This is a genomic window from Corynebacterium sp. 13CS0277 (assembly GCF_002994655.1).
Taxonomy (GTDB): Bacteria; Actinomycetota; Actinomycetes; order Mycobacteriales; family Mycobacteriaceae; genus Corynebacterium.
Genome location: NZ_PPDL01000009.1, coordinates 89,717 through 107,298 on the forward strand (window position 1 = coordinate 89,717; position 17,582 = coordinate 107,298).

The 17,582-nt window shown below is 67.9% G+C and carries 15 protein-coding genes; 6 read left to right on the forward strand and 9 right to left on the reverse strand.

What is annotated here, in order from left to right; genetic code table 11:
* Positions 1-179 precede the first annotated feature (179 nt).
* The 5 genes from C1Y63_RS05430 to rplN all read right to left on the reverse strand — a co-directional run bounded on the left by C1Y63_RS05430 (position 180) and on the right by rplN (position 3,994).
* Positions 180-1,331 (reverse strand): MFS transporter, encoded by a 1,152-nt coding sequence (locus C1Y63_RS05430; RefSeq protein ID WP_106015451.1) that lies wholly within the window; start codon positions 1,329-1,331, stop codon positions 180-182.
* A gap of 348 nt (positions 1,332-1,679) precedes the next feature.
* Positions 1,680-2,207 carry a hypothetical protein gene (locus C1Y63_RS05435; RefSeq protein WP_106015452.1) on the reverse strand — a complete coding sequence of 176 codons (528 nt, stop codon included), beginning with the start codon at positions 2,205-2,207 and terminating at the stop codon, positions 1,680-1,682.
* 547 nt (positions 2,208-2,754) lie between these two features.
* The gene (rplE, locus tag C1Y63_RS05440; protein WP_106015453.1) at positions 2,755-3,309 is read right to left on the reverse strand and encodes a 50S ribosomal protein L5; all 555 of its coding nucleotides are present in this window, start codon (positions 3,307-3,309) and stop codon (positions 2,755-2,757) included.
* A 1-nt stretch (position 3,310) separates the two neighbouring features.
* On the reverse strand, positions 3,311-3,625 hold the full coding sequence (gene rplX / locus C1Y63_RS05445; RefSeq protein ID WP_106015454.1) for a 50S ribosomal protein L24: 315 nt from the start codon (positions 3,623-3,625) through the stop codon (positions 3,311-3,313).
* On the reverse strand, positions 3,626-3,994 hold the full coding sequence (gene rplN / locus C1Y63_RS05450) for a 50S ribosomal protein L14 (RefSeq protein WP_075724736.1): 369 nt from the start codon (positions 3,992-3,994) through the stop codon (positions 3,626-3,628).
* A gap of 661 nt (positions 3,995-4,655) precedes the next feature.
* Between rplN and C1Y63_RS05455 the strand changes: the two genes are divergently transcribed.
* Entirely contained in the window at positions 4,656-6,305 is a 1,650-nt protein-coding gene (locus tag C1Y63_RS05455) for a hypothetical protein (protein ID WP_106015455.1), read from the forward strand.
* A gap of 362 nt (positions 6,306-6,667) precedes the next feature.
* On the opposite strand, the gene C1Y63_RS05460 is transcribed toward C1Y63_RS05455, so the two are convergent.
* From C1Y63_RS05460 to C1Y63_RS05470, 3 genes are all read right to left on the reverse strand, one after another.
* Positions 6,668-8,005: a hypothetical protein gene (locus tag C1Y63_RS05460; RefSeq protein ID WP_146128871.1), complete on the reverse strand. Its 1,338-nt coding sequence runs from the start codon at positions 8,003-8,005 to the stop codon at positions 6,668-6,670.
* 1,180 nt (positions 8,006-9,185) lie between these two features.
* Positions 9,186-10,133: a hypothetical protein gene (locus tag C1Y63_RS12675; RefSeq protein ID WP_158256093.1), complete on the reverse strand. Its 948-nt coding sequence runs from the start codon at positions 10,131-10,133 to the stop codon at positions 9,186-9,188.
* The gene (locus C1Y63_RS05470; RefSeq protein ID WP_106015457.1) at positions 10,118-11,653 is read right to left on the reverse strand and encodes a hypothetical protein; all 1,536 of its coding nucleotides are present in this window, start codon (positions 11,651-11,653) and stop codon (positions 10,118-10,120) included. Before C1Y63_RS05470 ends, C1Y63_RS12675 begins: the two co-directional genes overlap by 16 nt.
* A 270-nt stretch (positions 11,654-11,923) precedes the next feature.
* On the opposite strand from C1Y63_RS05470, the gene C1Y63_RS05475 reads away from it, so the two are divergent.
* The 3 genes from C1Y63_RS05475 to hypE all read left to right on the forward strand — a co-directional run bounded on the left by C1Y63_RS05475 (position 11,924) and on the right by hypE (position 14,205).
* Positions 11,924-12,136: a DUF2892 domain-containing protein gene (locus C1Y63_RS05475; RefSeq protein ID WP_106015458.1), complete on the forward strand. Its 213-nt coding sequence runs from the start codon at positions 11,924-11,926 to the stop codon at positions 12,134-12,136.
* A 429-nt stretch (positions 12,137-12,565) separates the two neighbouring features.
* Entirely contained in the window at positions 12,566-12,817 is a 252-nt protein-coding gene (locus tag C1Y63_RS05480) for a hypothetical protein (RefSeq protein ID WP_106015459.1), read from the forward strand.
* Between the two features lie 281 nt (positions 12,818-13,098).
* Positions 13,099-14,205 (forward strand): hydrogenase expression/formation protein HypE, encoded by a 1,107-nt coding sequence (gene hypE, locus C1Y63_RS05485; RefSeq protein ID WP_106015460.1) that lies wholly within the window; start codon positions 13,099-13,101, stop codon positions 14,203-14,205.
* 85 nt (positions 14,206-14,290) lie between these two features.
* Here hypE and C1Y63_RS05490 read toward each other — a convergent pair whose 3' ends face one another.
* A complete protein-coding gene (locus tag C1Y63_RS05490; protein ID WP_146128872.1) occupies positions 14,291-15,160 on the reverse strand; it encodes a hypothetical protein in 870 nt (289 codons plus the stop codon).
* A gap of 662 nt (positions 15,161-15,822) precedes the next feature.
* Between C1Y63_RS05490 and C1Y63_RS05495 the strand changes: the two genes are divergently transcribed.
* Positions 15,823-17,022 carry a low temperature requirement protein A gene (locus C1Y63_RS05495; RefSeq protein WP_233195590.1) on the forward strand — a complete coding sequence of 400 codons (1,200 nt, stop codon included), beginning with the start codon at positions 15,823-15,825 and terminating at the stop codon, positions 17,020-17,022.
* Between the two features lie 41 nt (positions 17,023-17,063).
* Positions 17,064-17,405: a hypothetical protein gene (locus C1Y63_RS05500; RefSeq protein ID WP_106015462.1), complete on the forward strand. Its 342-nt coding sequence runs from the start codon at positions 17,064-17,066 to the stop codon at positions 17,403-17,405.
* Positions 17,406-17,582 lie beyond the last annotated feature (177 nt).

Here is a 17,582-nt window from a genome sequence, read left to right on the forward strand (position 1 = left end):
TCCTGTGATGAACGACTGCGAAGGCACGGGCGCGCACAGCCGCGGGCGGAAGAAGGAAGTTAAGAAGAGGAAAAGAGGTAAAGACGACGACGGCGGTTACCGCGCGTGACGCCACTGTGACGCAAGGTGCGTGCGGCGTACGCGCTTGTCCGGCTACCGGTGACAGAAGAGGCGGCTGCTTAGGCGGGTGCCTGCACCGCCAAGGATCGTCGACCCACCAGCGCTGCGACGAGGAGGAGAGCGACGCAGCCGGCCGCAATCCACACCGGGAGGACCGCCACACCGAGGGCCATGCCGGTGCCTTCCCCGAGGGCGACCACCAGCTGGCGGCCCTGGACGGCACTCATGGACGTCGGGAACGGCATCGACAGCATGGTGGCGTCGACCATGGGGATGAACAAGGCCTCCGCGAAGGAAAACACGACGATGGCGATGAAGGGCTGCACCGCAATGAGGAGCACCGCGAGGACGAACACCAGTGGGGAGGCGAGCAGCTGGTAGCCGTGGCTGATACCCCGGGCGCGCGCCCGCGAAGAGACGGCCGTCGCGACGGGTTGCAGCACGATGACCGCGATCGCATTAATTGCGTACACCGCGCCCCGCAGCAGCGGATTGTCGTAGGCGTCGTGCACCGCGACCGCGATGGAGGAGAACAGCTGCCCGTAGAGGATGTAGCCGGCGAACACGGCCGCAGCGACCGCGAGGACCGCCCGCGAGCGGAACGACCCCAACACATCCCGCACGAACGACGGTCGCGTCTGGCTGGGGGTGGGGCGGGCGTGGGTGCCCAGCACGAGCACCGGAACGGCTGCCGCGAGCAGGTAGCAGCAGCCCGCGCCGAGGAAAATGACCGATTGGCCGTGGCCGAAGACGATGTTGCCCACGACGGGCCCGACGCCGGCCGCCACGTTGACCGCGACGTTGATAGCACTGAACACCGCGAGCTTGGCGTCCGCGTCAGGCACAGTGTCAGCCACGTACAGCCGCACGGCGGAGCCGTTGCAGTTGATACCCGCGCCGGCGAGCATCAACGCCACCACGACAACTACTGCGGGGACGTCCATGCTGAGCAGCAGGAAGGAGCATCCGGCGAGCAGTAGGCCGACGGTCATCGACCAGGCGTAGGGCACCCGGGACAACACCGAGCCCAGCAGCAGCACACTGGCGCGCACGGACACCCCGAAGGCTGCCAGCGCACATGCCGAGTACACAGGGCCGTAGCTGTCCGGCAGCCACACCGCGAGCAGCGGCATGATGGCGAAGTAGCCCAGGTGTGACAGGAAGTAGTCCGCGACGAAGGCGCGGGTGGTGCGGGCACGCAGCGTGGCCATCCGCCCTCCTTCTGTCGTGTGCGGCGCGGGGCAGCTCGTCGCACGCGCCGTGTCGTCGTCTGTGCGGACCTGCCGAACGGACCAGGACCGGACAATATTGTGACCAAGCTATCACCAGCCCATAGAGACCCACAACACACACCAATCGGCAGCCGGCCACCCTCACAGCACACTGTTCCCCACATCAGATGTGCAGCCAGCACGGACGAGGAGTTTCCCCGCACGCCACCCCAGAGGCACAGCCCACGCGAAGGCGCACCCCACCCCCACGCGCTACCCCCATCTGGGGGCGCAGGGTGCACACACGACCGGTGTCCGCCCCGCACCCTCGCAGAAAACAGCCGACGACTAGACGAGCTTGAGGAAGTAGCTGCTCTGCACCACGTCGCCTACCCGCAGATCGGACTCGGGCGCGAAATCGTAGCCGACAGTGACGACGAGGTACTCCACCTCGGCGGGCACCGCAACGTGGAAGCTGGTGTTGCACGCATCGAATTCCGCGCGTTGCGGATCCTGGCCCAGCATCTCCACGAAGGCGGGTGCGCTCTCACCGGGGGTGGGGCGCTCAGCAAAGCCGAAGAGGGTGGCCTCCGCAATGGCATAGCGGGCGCGAGAGGCAAGGCTGAAGACCTCGGCGCGGGGCACTTCCGCCCAGCGGGGCGAGGACGAATCATCACGATCCAGCTCAGTCCCCCACTCGACGACGTCAGCCACGACGGGTGCGGCATCCCCCACCCGCAGGCCGGGCACCGCATCCGTCCATGCGGGATCCACCGCACTGGCGGACTCCTCCCCTTGCGCGCACTCGGCGAAGTTCTCCGCCGCCGTCACGTCGGCGAGCATCTCGCCACCCCAATCGCGATCGAGTGGGTTCATCGGTTCAGCCTCCCATTCTGGGCCACCACCGGCCCCTGGTGCGTAGATCGTGCCCCCGGGCGGCGTCGGCAAGAGTTCCGCGTAGGCGCAGCCAGAAACCGTGGCAACACAGCAGAGTGCTGCCACCACGCCCAGCATCCGCCGCGACGCACCCGTACGCGTACCCGACGCCGGGCGCCGGCTGCATGCGTCAGCGGGCAGAGGTTCACCGGGGAAGAATTCATAGGTCGCCACGGCGGGATTCACCTTTCCAGTGGGCTCGCCCCACAGGCCGCATCGTCGACCGCCTGCGAGGTCAGCGCGGTGGCGCTGACGCCGCACACTCTAACACCACCCCTCGCCTGCTCCCCACGCGCGAGGGACCCGCCACCCCCGCCGCTTCCCCCTTGAACCTGCCCGAACGCGCCGGCGTACTACCCCACGTGCCACGCCACGCACGCAACGCCCCGCCCCTCGCGCCAACACACCCCAGGCACGACGAAACCCCGGCGCACACTGTGCAGCCGGGGCCGAATCTCCTCACCTCATGGGGTGAGTGACGAAGTATTTACTTCTTGAAGGGGAAGCCCAGCTCGCGGAGCAGCGCACGACCCTCATCGTCGTTGGTGGCGGTGGTGACCACGGTGATGTCCATACCGCGCGGACGATCAACCTTGTCCACGTCGATTTCGTAGAACATGGTCTGCTCGTTCAGGCCGAAGGTGTAGTTACCGTGGCCGTCGAACTGCTGATCAGACAGGCCGCGGAAGTCACGAATACGCGGGAGAGCGACAGTCAGGAGACGGTCGAGGAACTCCCACATGCGGTCGCCACGCAGGGTGACGCGGGCGCCGATCGGCATGCCCTCACGCAGCTTGAAGTTAGCGATGGACTTCTTCGCGCGACGCATCTGCGGCTTCTGACCGGTGATGAGGGTCAGGTCCTCGAGTGCGCCGTTGATGAGCTTGGAGTCGCGGGCAGCGTCGCCGACACCCATGTTGACGACGACCTTGGTCACGCCGGGGATCTGCATGACGTTGTCGTAGCCGAACTCTTTGTTGAGGTTCGCGCGGATTTCCTCGCGGTAGCGGGTCTTCAGACGCGGAGTGTAGTTCTCGCTCATGTTAGATGTCCTTCCCGTTGCGGCGGGAGATACGAACGCGCTTGCCGTTCTCATCCACACGGTAGCCCACGCGGGTGGGGTTGCCGTCGGAGTCCAGAACCATCACGTTCGACACGTGGATGGGGGCTTCCTGGGTCACGATGCCGCCGGACTCAGCGCCACGCTCGGGGGCGGAGTTGGCAACGTGCTTCTTGATGCGGTTCACACCTTCGACGAGGACCTTCTCGGTCTTCGGGAACGCCTGAATGACCTTACCCTTAGCACCCTTGTCCGGGCCGGAGATGACGAGGACCATATCGCCCTTGTGGATCTTCATTTAGATAACCTCCGGTGCCAGCGAAACGATCTTCATGAACTTCTTGTCGCGAAGCTCACGAGCGACGGGGCCGAAGATACGGGTGCCCTTGGGCTCGTTGTCGTTCTTGATGATGACGGCAGCGTTCTCGTCGAAGCGGATGTAGGAGCCGTCGGCACGACGGGTTTCCTTCTTCGCGCGAACGACGACAGCCTTGACGATCTCGCCAGCCTTGACGTTGCCGCCCGGGGTGGCTTCCTTCACGGTGGCGACGATGACGTCACCGATACCAGCGAAGCGTCGGGTGGAGCCGCCGAGAACGCGGATGCACAGAATCTCTCGTGCACCAGTGTTGTCGGCAACCCGCAGACGCGATTCCTGCTGAATCATGGGTCTCCTGACCTGGTGGTTGTATGCGCGTCAGATTTCCGTCCTGAACACGCGCGGTCTTGAAAACGTTGGCCTCAACAACTCCGCCGCAGCGGCACCGGACAGATACGACCGCACACTCACGGTGTGGGGTGTGCCGGAGGGTCTCGCGCGGGGTGCCGGAAACTGCACGCACCACGCGACCTGTTGGAAGCAACCCAAGCATTAAACCACTTGCGCACCTGCCGAGCAACCCGGCCGAGCAGCATCACAGCCCGGCACCCGCCAGGTCACACCGCACCCACAGACCTCCACTCCCCCACTCATCGCCGCAGGTGCATACGGCTGCGCGCCCGCTTGTAGGCCGCTAGGGTGGGTGCCACGACAACCGCTGTCGCTTTTCGCAGACGGTGGTCGCCACGGCAGCGCCGGTGGCGGTTGGTTCCCAGCTGACTGGCGGTGCCCATCGCTCATGTCACTGGTGGCGCCCATCGCTGCGGTGTCGTTATCGTGCACCATCCCCGTGTTGATCTTGTCGATCTTCTTCCCCCCTTCTATGGAGGTATCACCATGTTCCCCCCCGCATCCCACTCCCGGGCCCGCGCGGCCCGCGACTGACCGCCCCGCCGACAGGAGTGACGCGATGAGGCACAGTATGACCCCGCCCCTGTAGGGCCTGGGCGTGGCCCTGCTGTTGGCGGTGTACCTGCAGACCGCGGGCGACGTAGTGCCGGCAGTGTGGACGCTGCTGTCCGGGGTGCCGACGGCACTGGCGGCGCTCTCGCTGGGCTGGGTGGCTGACCGCTGGGCCCGCGCACGCGGCTACGTGGCCGTCATGTGGGCGGCGATCAGCCTCGTGGTGGTCGGTCTGGTGGGCAGCGTGTTTGTCACTGGCGGTCTGCCGTTCTTCACCATCGGTGTGGCCTTGGCGTTCACGACGCTGCTTCTGCCACTGTCCCGTCGGGTGCTGCTCCTCCTCGGCTGCGGGGTGCTCATCGTGTGGGCGCTCACCGCACTGGGCGACGCCTCGGTGATGAGTAACGTGGCGAACCTGTTCCAGCTGGACACCTCGGCGCAGAACTACGGCCACACGACCTGGCTGGCACTGATGCCGGCGGGCGTGGTGCTGTCCCGGGGGTTGCTCCCCGGTGTGGGGGCCGGTCGTGACGCCGGCGACGCGGACGAGGCTGAGCATTCCGCATCGTCCGCCACCGGCACGTCGGTGGAGGACCCTGCGGCGTGGTCGCGCTTCGCCCGCTGGGCGGTGCCGCTCGGCGTGGTGGCCGTGGCCGCGAAGGCGGGCCTGCTGCTGACCTCCGCCGGTGCGAGCGTGGCGGCCAGTACCGGCTTCCAGCGCCTCGCGGAGGCATTCCACTCCACCCCGTATGGCTACGCCCGCGGTTTCGTCGCCTACCTGCCCGGGAGCGGTGGCGTGCCGGATCTTGTTCTTGAGGGAGCAATTGCCCTCGGCGTGCTGGGAGTAGCTGCGGCACTCCTGGCGCGCACGCCTCGCCGCACTGCGCCATCCGCCGACGCCGCGGACGGGGAGAATCCCCCGACGCGGCCGCTGCTGGTGCAGGTCGGCGCGATGGCCGCCTCCTTGTTCGTGCTGCACACCATCATCGTGCAGGCCGTCATCGCGTTGACGCCCAACGACCTGGTTCTCAACTCCGAGGGTGTCGTGGTTGCCAACTCCGAGGATGTCAGCGTGCAGGAGCCCATCGACCCCGTCTGGTACTACACCGACGACGAGGATGCCGCGCTGGAGAACTCCCAGTACGAGCAGTTCCTGGGGCTGCTGCGGCAGCGGCTGGACGCCATTCCCGCGCACGACATGACGCCGAAGGAGATGGCCGTGGTGCTGTCTCTCGGGCAGCGCACCGTGGCGACCGCAAACACCTGGATGGACACCATCGAAACCCCCGTGCCGAATGATCTCACCGCCGTCGATGGTCTTCCCACCCTCGCGGAACAGACCCGTGAGGAGCTGCTCGCAGCGAAAGACTTGAGGGAGGTGCTCGCCATTGGCGAGCGCGCGGAGCGCAGCACCTACGACCTGGTGGGCGCCTATTGGCGCGCCCACGGCCGCCCCGATCTGGCGGACGTGTACACCTCCTCGGGGGATCCTGCCGCCGACTATGAGGCCACCGCGTACCCCGCGGCCGCCGCCGCTGGCCCGGGTGTGGCCTGGTGGCGGTTCTTCGTCGACGCAGCCCTGCTGCTGGTGGTGGCGTGGGTGGCCCGTGCCCGCGCACTGCGCGGCCCTCTGGAGGCCCTGTGCGCCCGCATCACCCCGCGCAGCAGCACCCCCGGCGCCGACGCAGAGATATAGATACAGCCCCGAGACCGACAGGTACGTCAGATAAGTACTGCCGACAGATACGTACTCACATACTTCAGTATCGAGCCAGCTTCGAGCAGACTCGCAGCGGCTTCGCAGCGAACCCCCGCAGCACAGACCTCCCGCACAGGCGAACGCGAAGAGGAAAGAGGAAGAGGCACCCCCTCACGCGAGGAAGCGACAGCGCCAGCCGTTTCAGGCCCCGCACTCCCCCGTGGAGACGCGGGGCCGTGGGCTTTCTGGCTGAAGCCCCGCGCGTGCACGCCCACCTGCCCACTCACGAGTCATCCTGCACTCCTGTCATGCCGGCCCCTCGTGTCACGACGACACAACGCCGCACCATCCATAACCCGTTAGGGTGCTGCATCCTCCCCGGCGGCGTCGGCGTCCACATCCTCGTCGGCTCGCGCGACGGCTGGCACGTCCGGCTGCTCCGGGAGTGCGCGCACCGGGCGGGCAGGGGCCTCGGGCTCGGGGCGCGGGCCGCGCCCACCAGTGCTCTCCTGCGGGTCACCCCCGGCCTGCGGGCCGTCCCCGGGTGGGAGTGGCTCGTTCTGGGGCTGCGGGCGCTGGACACCGCCGGCTGTTGCGGGGTCCTGTGGTGCGGGGTCAGTCCCCGGCCCAGGAGCAGTGCCCGGCACGGGGCCAGTGCCGCCGACACCCGGGGTGGTCCCGGGGTCCCCGGGATTGGGATTTCCGGGACTGGAGTCCGGTGCGGGTGTTGGCTCCACGGTGGGCACCGTCTCCTGGGCGGGCGACTGGGTCGTCGTGGTGTCCACGTCAGCCCAGGGATCGTCATCGTCGGCCGGGGTGGGTGTCGGCACGGCCGTCGGCGGCGCGGGCGTCGTCGCCCACGGGCTGGTTGCCCACGCGCTCGTCGTCGGGGTGGCGGCACCTGGGGTGGCGGCAGGGGTTGCCGGTGTCGTGGCCACGGTGGGCCCGCCCGGGCGGGCCGGGGTCTGACCCGTCCCCTGGCTGTGGCCGGGGTTGTGCGGGCGGGCTTCGCACCATGCCGTCCAGCCGGTCGTCCCATCCGTGAACAGGGTCGCCCCCGGGGATTCCCCGCCGCGAGGGGAATTGAGGCAGCGCTCAATGACCTTGCCGACGAGGACTTGGGGTGCGGCGTGGGGATTGCTGCCGACGATGCCGATGGGGCCGTCGGCGGTCGGGGTGCGGACCGCCGACCGTGCGGGTTCTTCGGCGCTGGTGGGCCGGGCGGGTTCCGTTGCTGCCGCAGGATCGTGGACGGGTTCCCACACGCCACAGCCGTGGGATCGGAACGCCACATCACTTGCCAGGAGTGTCACCACGACGGGCTGGGTGCCGTCGCCGCGGGCCACAATATTATCGACGCCGTCATCCGCGGCCCCGAGGCGTTCCCAGTGGCAGTCCCCTAAGGGCTGTGCTGCCTGGTAGGTGCCGACGGGGATTTCAGCACCCACCCGGTAGGTTCCTTCCCCGAACACGGTGTCTTCACGGGCGCTCGTGCTGACTCCCGGGGCGGACGCCCCTGTCGATGTTCCCCCACCCCCGCAGGCACTGAGCACCCCGCCCAGGGCGCACAGCCCCACCGCCACGCCCGTGCGCAGTGCGAACACCCGCAGGGTGTGCGCACCCCCTGCATGCGCCCGCAGGACAGCAGCACCCGGCACAACGTGGGGCGTGGGGGAAGACGAGGAAGAAGAAGTCACAACGGGCGGAATTCCTGGACTAGCGAGGACGGTGTGCGGACGCGACCACACCCCCGGCGGGCGAAACCCCGGCACGGGCACCCCGGCAGTGAAGCACGACCGGTGTGTGAAGGTGCCTAGGGCGGGTGTGGTGGCCTGTGTGCGCAGTCTATGTGCTCTTCGGGTGTCCTTGCTACCCCTCACGCCCACGCAGCACCCACCGGACGACTATCAACGGCGACGCAGGAACACCACCCCGAGCAGCACCACCACCCCACACAACAGCGCGAACGTACTCCCAACACCGCCCACGACACCACGGCCCGCAGCGCCGTGTGCACACCCCCGATCCCCGGGGAGGCTTCAGGCTCCTGGTGTATTGCAACTCCTCGCCGTGCGGTCCCGCGGGGGCGCTGCACGTCTGGGGCCCGGGGGATACGACATCACGCGCCGTTGTGACGCGCGGGGATTCCTTGCGGCACCACACCGGCTCACACATCCCCCAACCGGGGGTAGAAAAGGCCTTTTCCCACGTGCTGTCCCACACACTGTTGACAGGCTCTGAGCACATCGTTAGCTTGTCAAACACGCCACCCACGGGGCAACGTCACCGTCACACACGTGCCTCGTGGCGGATCGAGTAGTCGGCCGGACCACGCACGCCGTGATCACGCGAAGCCAATTGTTGTCTCCTCCGCTGTGGTGGCCATCTATGGCTGTGCGGATGGCCCGATGCTGGGTGCACTGCGCAGTCAGGCGGCACGAATCACGCGTGCCGGCGTAGTTCTGACCACCGTTATGATGCTGAGGAATTGTGGGTAGTCTCTTCTTTCCCATCGTCATCATGGGGTGCGGCACCGTGCTGTGCGCCACTGCGGTACCGGCCGCCCGTAGCGGCCGTGGAGACCACCCTTTGGTTAATCGCCACTCCACAGCGGCCGCCTGGTGGTTTGCTCTCGGAACGGTTGCCTATGGAGCCTCCGCCACCGCACTCATCCTGTCATTCCCGCAGGCAGTGGCGATCGGCTGCGGATTTCTTGGCTTCATCGCCTGTCTCGGCGGCTCCTTCCCCACGGAGAGAGACTCGTGACGTGCAGGACTCGCCACAGCGCGCTGCGCGAGGCGCTGACACCTCTTTTTCTTTCACGGGGTCGTCATCACGGGGTGTGCGCCCCTCCCCGGGGCACAGCGAGGCGCAGCACTAGCGCAGGAACTCCTGCAGGTCGTGGTGGACCTTGGCCCAGCTGGTGTGGGGCACGGAGTCGGCGGCGCGGGTTTCCATCGCGATGGCCGCGCCCATCCAGGCAGTAATGGGGCGGGCGGCGTCGACGACTTTGTGCCAGCCACTCTCCTTCCCCAGGTGCCGCACCGCATCCAGGTAGGAGGGGTCCCCGCCGCTGTTGAGGTGGGTGAAGGCGTTGCGGAAGTGCACGACCTCAAGGAAGTTCTCCCAGTACGCCAGGCGCACAGGTCCTGCCTGCGCGCCGAAGGCATCGCTGAGGATTTTCGTCGCTTCCGCAGAGCGCCCCGGCCACCCGGCGAGAGCATCGACCAGCCCTAGCAGGCGCACGAGGACCGCGCCGAGGGCGATTTCGTTGCGTTGCTCGTGGGGCAGCTCCGCGAGGAACAGGATGTGGCTGGTGAGTTGGTGGTAGGCGCAGGCAATGGTGTCGTCCGGGTAGTCGAGCGCCCAGTGGACGACCATGTCGCCGGTAGAGCGGTGGGCTTGGCCGGCGAGGCTCCAGCCGATGATGGCCGGAGTGATGGCCGCCCGCTGGTCCTCAGGGAGGGTGATTCCCTCGGCGGCAAGTGCATCCCAGGTCGTGGCACGCACCCGGCCCTGGAGTTTCTTGGAGGGGTAGTTACGGGCGTGCCCGGCCAGCACCCACGCCGCCAGGCGGGTGTGCTCCTCCCCGCAGAGGAGCAGCTCGTGGTCGTCCCCCGGGCGGCCGGCCCGGTGCCGGGCGTGGGCCGCCCGGTAGGCCTCGGCCACAGCCCCCGGCCCGGCGAGGTGTTCGTCGACGGCGCGCAGGCGCCGCGCACTCACGCCGCGCAGGGGCTGCTTATCCAGCTCCTCGTAGAGTGCCGCCAGCGCGAGCGCTGCGAACGTCGGCGTCGGCGTAAAACGACGGTTCAGTGCGTCGGCCACAGCAGCTCCTCCCATCGGGCCCACGCGTCCGCCCCGGGCAGGCCGTGCCCGCTGTGTGCACCGTGCGCGCCCTGCGCCAGGCGCTCCTCAGCGCTTCCCCGCAGCAGCTGATCGGCGGGCAGTTCCTCCAGGGCGGGCGGGATAGCGATCGCCTGCAGCAGTGCCGCATGCTGGGCAACACTGCCCTGTGGGTGGGGCGCCGTCGCCCCAGCCACGAGGTGGGATCCTCGTGGGGAGTTCACCCACGCCCACACCCGTTGCAGGATCACCTGCGGCCCGCGCAGGCAGAGGAAGTGCCGGGAGAATTTTCTCCCCGCATCCGCCGTCGTCACGAGGTGCGCAACGGGCCGGGGCCCGCCGGCCACCATGAGGTCGCCTGGGGCCACCCCGGGGCCGCGGGCAGGCGCCGGCGGCGACGCGGCGCCTGCTGCGGCAGCGGGCGTCGAGGAGCTGGTGGGCGCGCTGGGGGCGACCACGAGGTAGGCGGGCCCGGCGTAGCTATCCCGCTGGGAGACAATCCGCCCCGTGCCGGGCTCAACTTCCCCCGGGAGGATAACGTCGTCGCCCGCACGCACGCTGCTGGTGGGGCGCAGGTTCGTCAGCATGCTTGGATACTCGCCGCCGGTGGCGTCCAGGGGGTGGTCAAAGCGCCGCACGAGCTGCACCAAGGGCACTGCGGGCGCACCCCACTGGGGTGCAGGCAGTACTGCATCTTCCCCGCCCCAGGCCGGCCGCGCCGTTGCGGAGGCCGGCACGGGGGCCTGGGCCGGCAGACCTACCGGGACCTGCGCAGGCGTCCGGGCCTGGACCTGCGCCCCGCCGGAGTCACGGGCCGCATCGCCCACACCTTCGGGCGCGCTGCCATCACTGGGGTCGGCGGCGCATGCCTCTTGGGCGTCCTCCAGGGCCGCGGCGATCGCGCGGTTGAGGGTCTTCTCCCCCACCGGCAGCGTGCCGGCCACCACCCCGAACGCCGCATCGGGGTCCTGCGCCATCGCTGCTGCGGCAGCCGCACGGGCCCGGGGTGCCGACCGTGAAGCCTCCCAGGCGCGGCGATACGCCACCGCCGCCCGGTCGGCGAGCGCATGGCGCGCCAGGGTGGTGCTCCGGAGCTGCCCCGGCACCCACCAGCCGCCCCAGCGGGGCGGGGCCGGGGTGGCGGCACACTCTGTCAGGCCGCTGCCCGCCACCCACCAGCCGCCCTGGGAATCGACGACCGCGTGGCGGCGGGTACCGAACAGGTCCCGCGCCTCGTCCAGCAGGACCAACTCCCGCCCGCCGGGGACACTGCCGTTGGCGACGACGACAACAATCCCGGGGATGAGCGCCCCGGACCAGTCGACACCCCACCCCACGAGATACTCCGGCAGGGGAGCCACCGACTGCGAGCCGGCAGCCGCAGCGGGATCCTCACCGGCGCCGTGCGCGGTGACGGCAGCAAAACCCGCGTCGCGCAGCGCCGCCGCAGCCTGAGCGACGAGCGGCGAGTGGGGCAGGTCAGGAAGCAGGGAATCACACATAGCAACACCACGATGGCGCGAGTGGCACACGCACGGGACAACAAGACGACAAAAAAGACGAGGACAACCGGCGGAGATGCGGCTGTGCTTGCGAGCATAGCCACCCGGCCGTGCGGCTCGGGCCGCGGCCACACCCCCGCCGCCTCCCACACCCCCGGACCACAGCAAGCTCCCCAAGGCCTGGATCACATGGGACGCCCCACGGGCGGCGGGGGCAGCAGTGGGGGTATACCGCCCCCGGTATCCGGCGGGCGGGGTTATCGTCAAGATATGAACACCAATGAATCCACCCTTGACCGTATCGTTCGCGCCGTCATCGCCCTCGCCGCAGGCGGCGGGGCACTGGCAACCTCCGGGGCAGTGTCCATCGTGCTGTGGGTGGTGGCCGCCATCATGGCTGTCACCGCCGCGATCGGATTCTGCCCCCTGTACCGCGTGTTCGGAATCAGCACCTGCCCGGTGAAGACCCGCAACCTCAAGTAGGGCGCACAGCGCTCTCAGCAGCACTGTCACACGCCCATCGGTGCGGCGGGAACACCCGCCCCTTTTCTGCCCCCACCAGACCCCGCCACGCAGACTGTTGTGGGGGCAGATTCGTAGGCCCAGAGCCCCTGATTTAAAAAAATTTACAGAAAAAATCCCCCTGATGCGCAGGAAAGACGCCGATAGCTGACAACAAATTTAGCCCGCACGGGTAGCGAGACCAACCAACCTTCGTTACGGTGGGGGATGTCCCCACAGCCTCAGGGTCATGAAAGCTGGCTTAAGCCTGAAAACACCATTCAGGCTTGAGCGCTCGACGCTCCAGCGACCGAAGGAAGTGAGATATGTTTTCTCCCCGTATCCAGGCGCGACTCGTCGCAGTAATGGCGATTTCCGCGCTGCCCTTTGACAGGATCGCAGGTGCAGGCAATGGCTGCTAAGGATAACGCCAACCTCACCTCCACTACACAACGCCGCAGGATTCGCGTTTTGCCGGCCTGGACAATCGTCGCCGCATGGATCTTCTGCATTATCGTGGAATACATCATGCGCTATTCAGGCGTCGATCGCACGGGAGTGTTGAGCTTCTTTCAGAATCCCGGATCGTGGGGCCTGTGCATGGTGACGCTGCAGCAGATTGCAGCGCGTAAGCAAGCTCGTGAAGCTGCAGAGCAAGAATAATGAGCAACGTCCAGCGGCCCATTCCCCCGACAATCAAATGATCACAAACGGGTGGCAACTCTCATCATCTCGATGCGATGCCGCCCGTTTTTGCGCGCCCACAATGAACGATCTCCAGGCTGCTCTTCCGCAGAGTACACCCCGGACAAAAGCCTTACCCACCAGCAGCGGAAGCGATCTCACGCACTGAGCGCCAGAGGCATGCCATGTGAGCGAAGCACAGTGCGCGGGGGTGGTGATTGTGTCCGCGGGCTGGGGTGCGCGCATTAGGGTGGGTAGATGTGGATCCGAAAAACCGCCTCAATGACAACGAAGCCCGTGTGAACTCCAACATTGATCGGGTGCGTGCGCGTCCCCTGCCGTTGAAGGACACGCATGTGACCTTGGCGCACGGCTCTGGGGGTAAGGCCTCCGCCGCGCTCGTGGAGCACGTCTTCATGGACGCCTACGGCAACGAGGTGCTGCAGCAGGCCGGGGATTCTGGCGTGCTGCCGATGAGTGCTTTCGGCGCCGCCCCGGGGGACAAGTTGGCGATGTCGACGGATTCCTACGTGGTCAACCCGGTGGAGTTCCCCGGCGGCACCATCGGCGAACTCGCCGTCAACGGCACCGTGAATGATCTGGCAATGGCGGGCGCGGTGCCGAAATTCCTCACTGCTGGTTTCGTGCTGGAGGAGGGCCTCGACATGGAGCTGCTGCGGCGCATCGTGGCGAGCATGCGGGCCGCCGCCGACGCCGCCGGGGTGCAGATCGTCGCCGGTGACACGAAGGTCGTGCCGCGGGGCGCGGCCGACAAGCTGTACATCACCACCGCCGGCATCGGCCACATTCCCGCCGAGCGCTCAATCGCCCCGGAGCACGTCACCGCCGGGGATGTGGTGCTGCTGTCGGGCCCGATTGCGGACCACGGGATGGCTGTCATGATGGCCCGCGGGGATCTCGCGATCGCCGCCCCCATTGAATCCGATACGCGGGCGCTCAACGGCGCCGTGGAGGCACTGCTGGCGGCCGCGCCGCACACCCGCTGGATGCGGGACGCGACCCGCGGCGGGGTGGCCACCGTCTGCAACGAGTTGGCGCGCGCCACCGGTATGGCTGTGGTCCTCCACGACGAGCAGATCCCGGTGCGGGAACTCACCCGTGCGGCCTGCGACATTTTGGGCATTGACCCCCTCTACGTCGCCAACGAGGGCACCTTCCTCGCCGTCGTCCCCGCCGACGAGGCCGATGCCGCGCTGGCAGCCCTACGGGCGCACGGCGCCCCGGAGGCCACCCTGTGCGGCCGGGTGGAGGAGCAGCCCGCCAACTCGGTGGTGCTGGTCACCGGCTTCGGCGGGACCCGCATGGTGGACATGCTCGTCGGCGACCCGCTGCCCCGCATCTGCTAGGCGGGGTGAAGGAGGAAACACACGGCAGCAACCCACCACCGCTTGGTAGTCCGCGCAGCGTTCACAACCTCGCGAGGAAATACACCTAGTAGTCGCCGTACTCCTCCCCGGTGCCGGCCCCACCCGTGGTGGCATCGACTGTCTCGACGGCACCCGCCCCGACGGTGCCCGTGCCGCCACTGGGCGCCGGCGGCACGTACTCGGCCGCGCACTCGGCAGTCCAGCCCGTGGTGCCGTCGGTAAACAACGTGGTGCCGGGCTGGTACGACAGGGGGTCGGTGGTCGACAGGCAGCTGGCGATCCGCTTGCCGTCGAGCACGTGGGGTGTCTCCCGATACGGGTCACCGGTGAAACCCACCGGCCCGTCGGCACCCGCCTGCTGAGCGGGGGTGGCGGGTGCCTGCGGGGTGAGCTGCTTCTGCGGGGATGGCTGCTGTGGCTGCGGGGTAGTACTCGCCGCGGCACTCACGGCTGCACTGGCGGCAGCGCTGGCGTTGTCGCCTTCGTCGAGCAGTTCCCAGGTGCCGCAGCCGCGGCTGGTGAACCCGTGATCGCTCGGCAGGATGGTGACAATGGCTGTGCCTTGGGCATTGTCGTTAGCGATGATGTCCTCAAACGCGCCGGTGAATCCGCTGAGGCGCTCCCAGTAGCAGCTCTCCCCGGCGTGTGCGGCACGGTAGGTGCCGGGCGCAATGTCGTCGCCGACACGGTGGGTGCCGGCCCCGAACGTCACCGGCGCGGACTCCGAGGCGGACTGGGTGACCACGGTGGTGCTGGGCGCGGAGTCGGCACTGTCGTGGGCGCAGCCCACGCTGAGCAGCGCCACCCCCACCAGTGCTGCACCGCGCACTGCCCGGCGCGCGGTGTGGGCCTGGTGCGGGGCACGCCCGCGGGAATACGCGCCTGACGGCGTGGGGTTGTTGTCAAAGGTCGTCGTCATAGGTGTTCTCGTCATAGGTGTTCACTGTAGGCGGGGTGCTGCACAGCTGCTATCCACCCAGTCGATGCGCGGCGACCAGTGCGCCCGCCTTCGCCTTGTCGACGTGCGTCCCGGTTGGTGGGCATCCCCTGTGAAGGGATACAATTCCGGAACAGTTATCGCAGCACACAGCCCTGTTTATGCCCCCCTCATCAAGCGTCACACGCGGCGGGTGGGTGCGGGTGCTGCGGTACCGGATGGGAGTAGCCCGCCGGGTGGGATGATCCCGCCCGGCGCCACTGCGCTACCTGCGGCGTGAGGGACACCTCCCGCGCGGCGGGACCTGGGCTGCGAAAAGATCGTGCTGCTGAGTGCGACCATGCTGTGGCCGTGCCCTCGCGGGGCGCCCCTGTGGTGTGCCATCGTCGCGAGTTGCCCCGTGTCGCCCTGTGTCTCTGCTCGTTCTTTTCCCGGGCGTTGAGTCGCGGTCGCGCGCGGTGCGTCGTCGCACACGTCTGCTCTCTTCCTCTCTCCTTCTCCGCTCTTCTTCGCGCCGCGTTCCGCGCGCGGGTCTTTTCTTCTTTTTCTCCCCTTCTTCGTTTCCCCCCTTTTTTGTTGTGTTCTTCTCCCCCGCCGCCAGGCACCACCTCCTTTTCGTGGTGTGCCGGGGGCCGATGTGAAAGCCGGTGCTCATTCCCGTGTCTTCTCTCCTGCGCCCGATGATGGCGCGCGACCCCAACGAGTCTGGCCGCACCGCCAGCGTGCTGGAACTGTTCTTTGATCTGGTGTTCGTCATTGCGGTGGGCCGCGCCGCCGGCGAACTGCACCACGGCATTGCCCACGGGCATGCGGCCCACGCACTCGGGGTGTACGCCCTGATGTTCTTCGGCATTTGGTGGGCGTGGATGAACTTCACCTGGTTCGCCACCTCCTTTGATGTCGACGACTGGCTGTACCGTGTGCTCACGTTCGTGCAGATGCTCGGCGTGTTGGTGTTTGCGGCCGGCATGGCCAGCTTCGGCGAGGGCAATCTGCGGATCATCCTGCTGGGCTATGTCATCATGCGTGTGGCGTTGGTGTCCCAGTGGTGGCGGGCCTCCCGCAACGCCACCGGTGAGGTGAAGGCCGCGACCCAGGTCTACGTGGTGGGCACCGCGGTGGTGCAGTGCGGGTGGGCACTGTTGGCGTTCGCCGCCCCGGAGCAGATGGTCGTGCCGCTGTACGTGCTGTTGCTGCTCGCGGAGCTGGTGGTGCCGATGCTCGCGGAGAGCAAGGGCTCCACCCCGTGGCACCCGCACCACATTGCGGAGCGCTATGGCCTGTTCACCATCATCCTGCTCGGCGAGTCGCTGCTCGCGAGCGCGAATGCGATTTTTAACCTCGTCGAGGACGGGGAGCACCCCTCGGCCCTGATCGGCCTGGCCCTGGTGGCGTTCGTCATGGCGGCGATGTTGTTCTGGGTGTACTTCTACCCGCCGCACCACAGCAACATCACCCAGTCGGCGCGGACGTCCGCGCTCTACAGCTATGGGCACTACTTCATCTTCGCCGCCGCGGGCGCCCTGGCCGCCGGCATGGAGGTGCAGTTGGATCTGCTGGATCATGCCGCCCACGTCGATCATGTCGTGGCGAATGCGGCGATCACCGGCCCTGTGGCCACGTTCCTGGTGGTGACGTGGCTGGTGGCGATGCGCCGGCATGTGCCCCGCCTCGTGTCGGGCGCCACGCTGGCAGGCGCGGTCGTGATTGTGGCGGCAACGTTCCTGCCGTACGCGATGCTGATCACGGCGGTGACGCTGGTGGCGGTCGTGGTGGTCATTATTCGCTGCCCGCTGACCAACGCCCACGGCCACGGCGCCGCCGCGGAAGCACCCGCGACCGCACCCGCCGCCGAGTAGCGCCCCCACTCCCCCACCCGCTTCAGACAAGGAGAGACACGATGACTGCAGACTCGCCGCACACGTCCGCACCCCACCCGACCGCCGCCCCGGCAGCCGCCACGACGTCGTTCTTTGTCTCCGCCCGGCCGGCCATGGTGGGGGTCATGGTGGGGGTCGCCGTGTTCCTGGTGGGCGCCCTGGCCCTGGGCTCTGAGAAAGGCACCATGGCGGCCGTGGTGCAGTTCTCTTTGGCTGCGGGCATGCTGTCCAGTGGGGCGCTCAGCACGAAGGCGGCCCGCCGAGGCAATCCGCAGCCTGCTGCAGTGTTGTGGCTCAACGCAGCACTGTCCACCGTCCTGGTGTACCTCGCCGCAGGCTGGGCGGTCTTCCACCTGCTCTAAGCGGTGGTGCCAGCACCCCACGGCACCCCCGGATCGGGGGTAGCTAGGTGCGGCGATGGGCGGGGTGACGCGCCCTTATGACACCATCGGCCACAGCAACCGAACACGACTCCCTCCTCGTGTGGTGCCTGCTGAGCCCGGCCCTCATGCTGTGTGCTCAGGCGCTGGTGCGTACGT

What these genes read in the sequence shown, in the direction of transcription:
- C1Y63_RS05430 (WP_106015451.1), bottom strand. Translation starts at nt 1,331, where the DNA reads ATGGCCACGCTGCGTGCCCGCACCACCCGCGCCTTCGTCGCGGACTAC.
- C1Y63_RS05435 (WP_106015452.1), bottom strand. Translation starts at nt 2,207, where the DNA reads ATGAACCCACTCGATCGCGATTGGGGTGGCGAGATGCTCGCCGACGTG.
- rplE (WP_106015453.1), bottom strand. Translation starts at nt 3,309, where the DNA reads ATGAGCGAGAACTACACTCCGCGTCTGAAGACCCGCTACCGCGAGGAA.
- rplX (WP_106015454.1), bottom strand. Translation starts at nt 3,625, where the DNA reads ATGAAGATCCACAAGGGCGATATGGTCCTCGTCATCTCCGGCCCGGAC.
- rplN (WP_075724736.1), bottom strand. Translation starts at nt 3,994, where the DNA reads ATGATTCAGCAGGAATCGCGTCTGCGGGTTGCCGACAACACTGGTGCA.
- C1Y63_RS05470 (WP_106015457.1), bottom strand. Translation starts at nt 11,653, where the DNA reads ATGTGTGATTCCCTGCTTCCTGACCTGCCCCACTCGCCGCTCGTCGCT.
- C1Y63_RS05475 (WP_106015458.1), top strand. Translation starts at nt 11,924, where the DNA reads ATGAACACCAATGAATCCACCCTTGACCGTATCGTTCGCGCCGTCATC.
- C1Y63_RS05480 (WP_106015459.1), top strand. Translation starts at nt 12,566, where the DNA reads ATGGCTGCTAAGGATAACGCCAACCTCACCTCCACTACACAACGCCGC.
- C1Y63_RS05490 (WP_146128872.1), bottom strand. Translation starts at nt 15,160, where the DNA reads ATGACGAGAACACCTATGACGACGACCTTTGACAACAACCCCACGCCG.
- C1Y63_RS05500 (WP_106015462.1), top strand. Translation starts at nt 17,064, where the DNA reads ATGACTGCAGACTCGCCGCACACGTCCGCACCCCACCCGACCGCCGCC.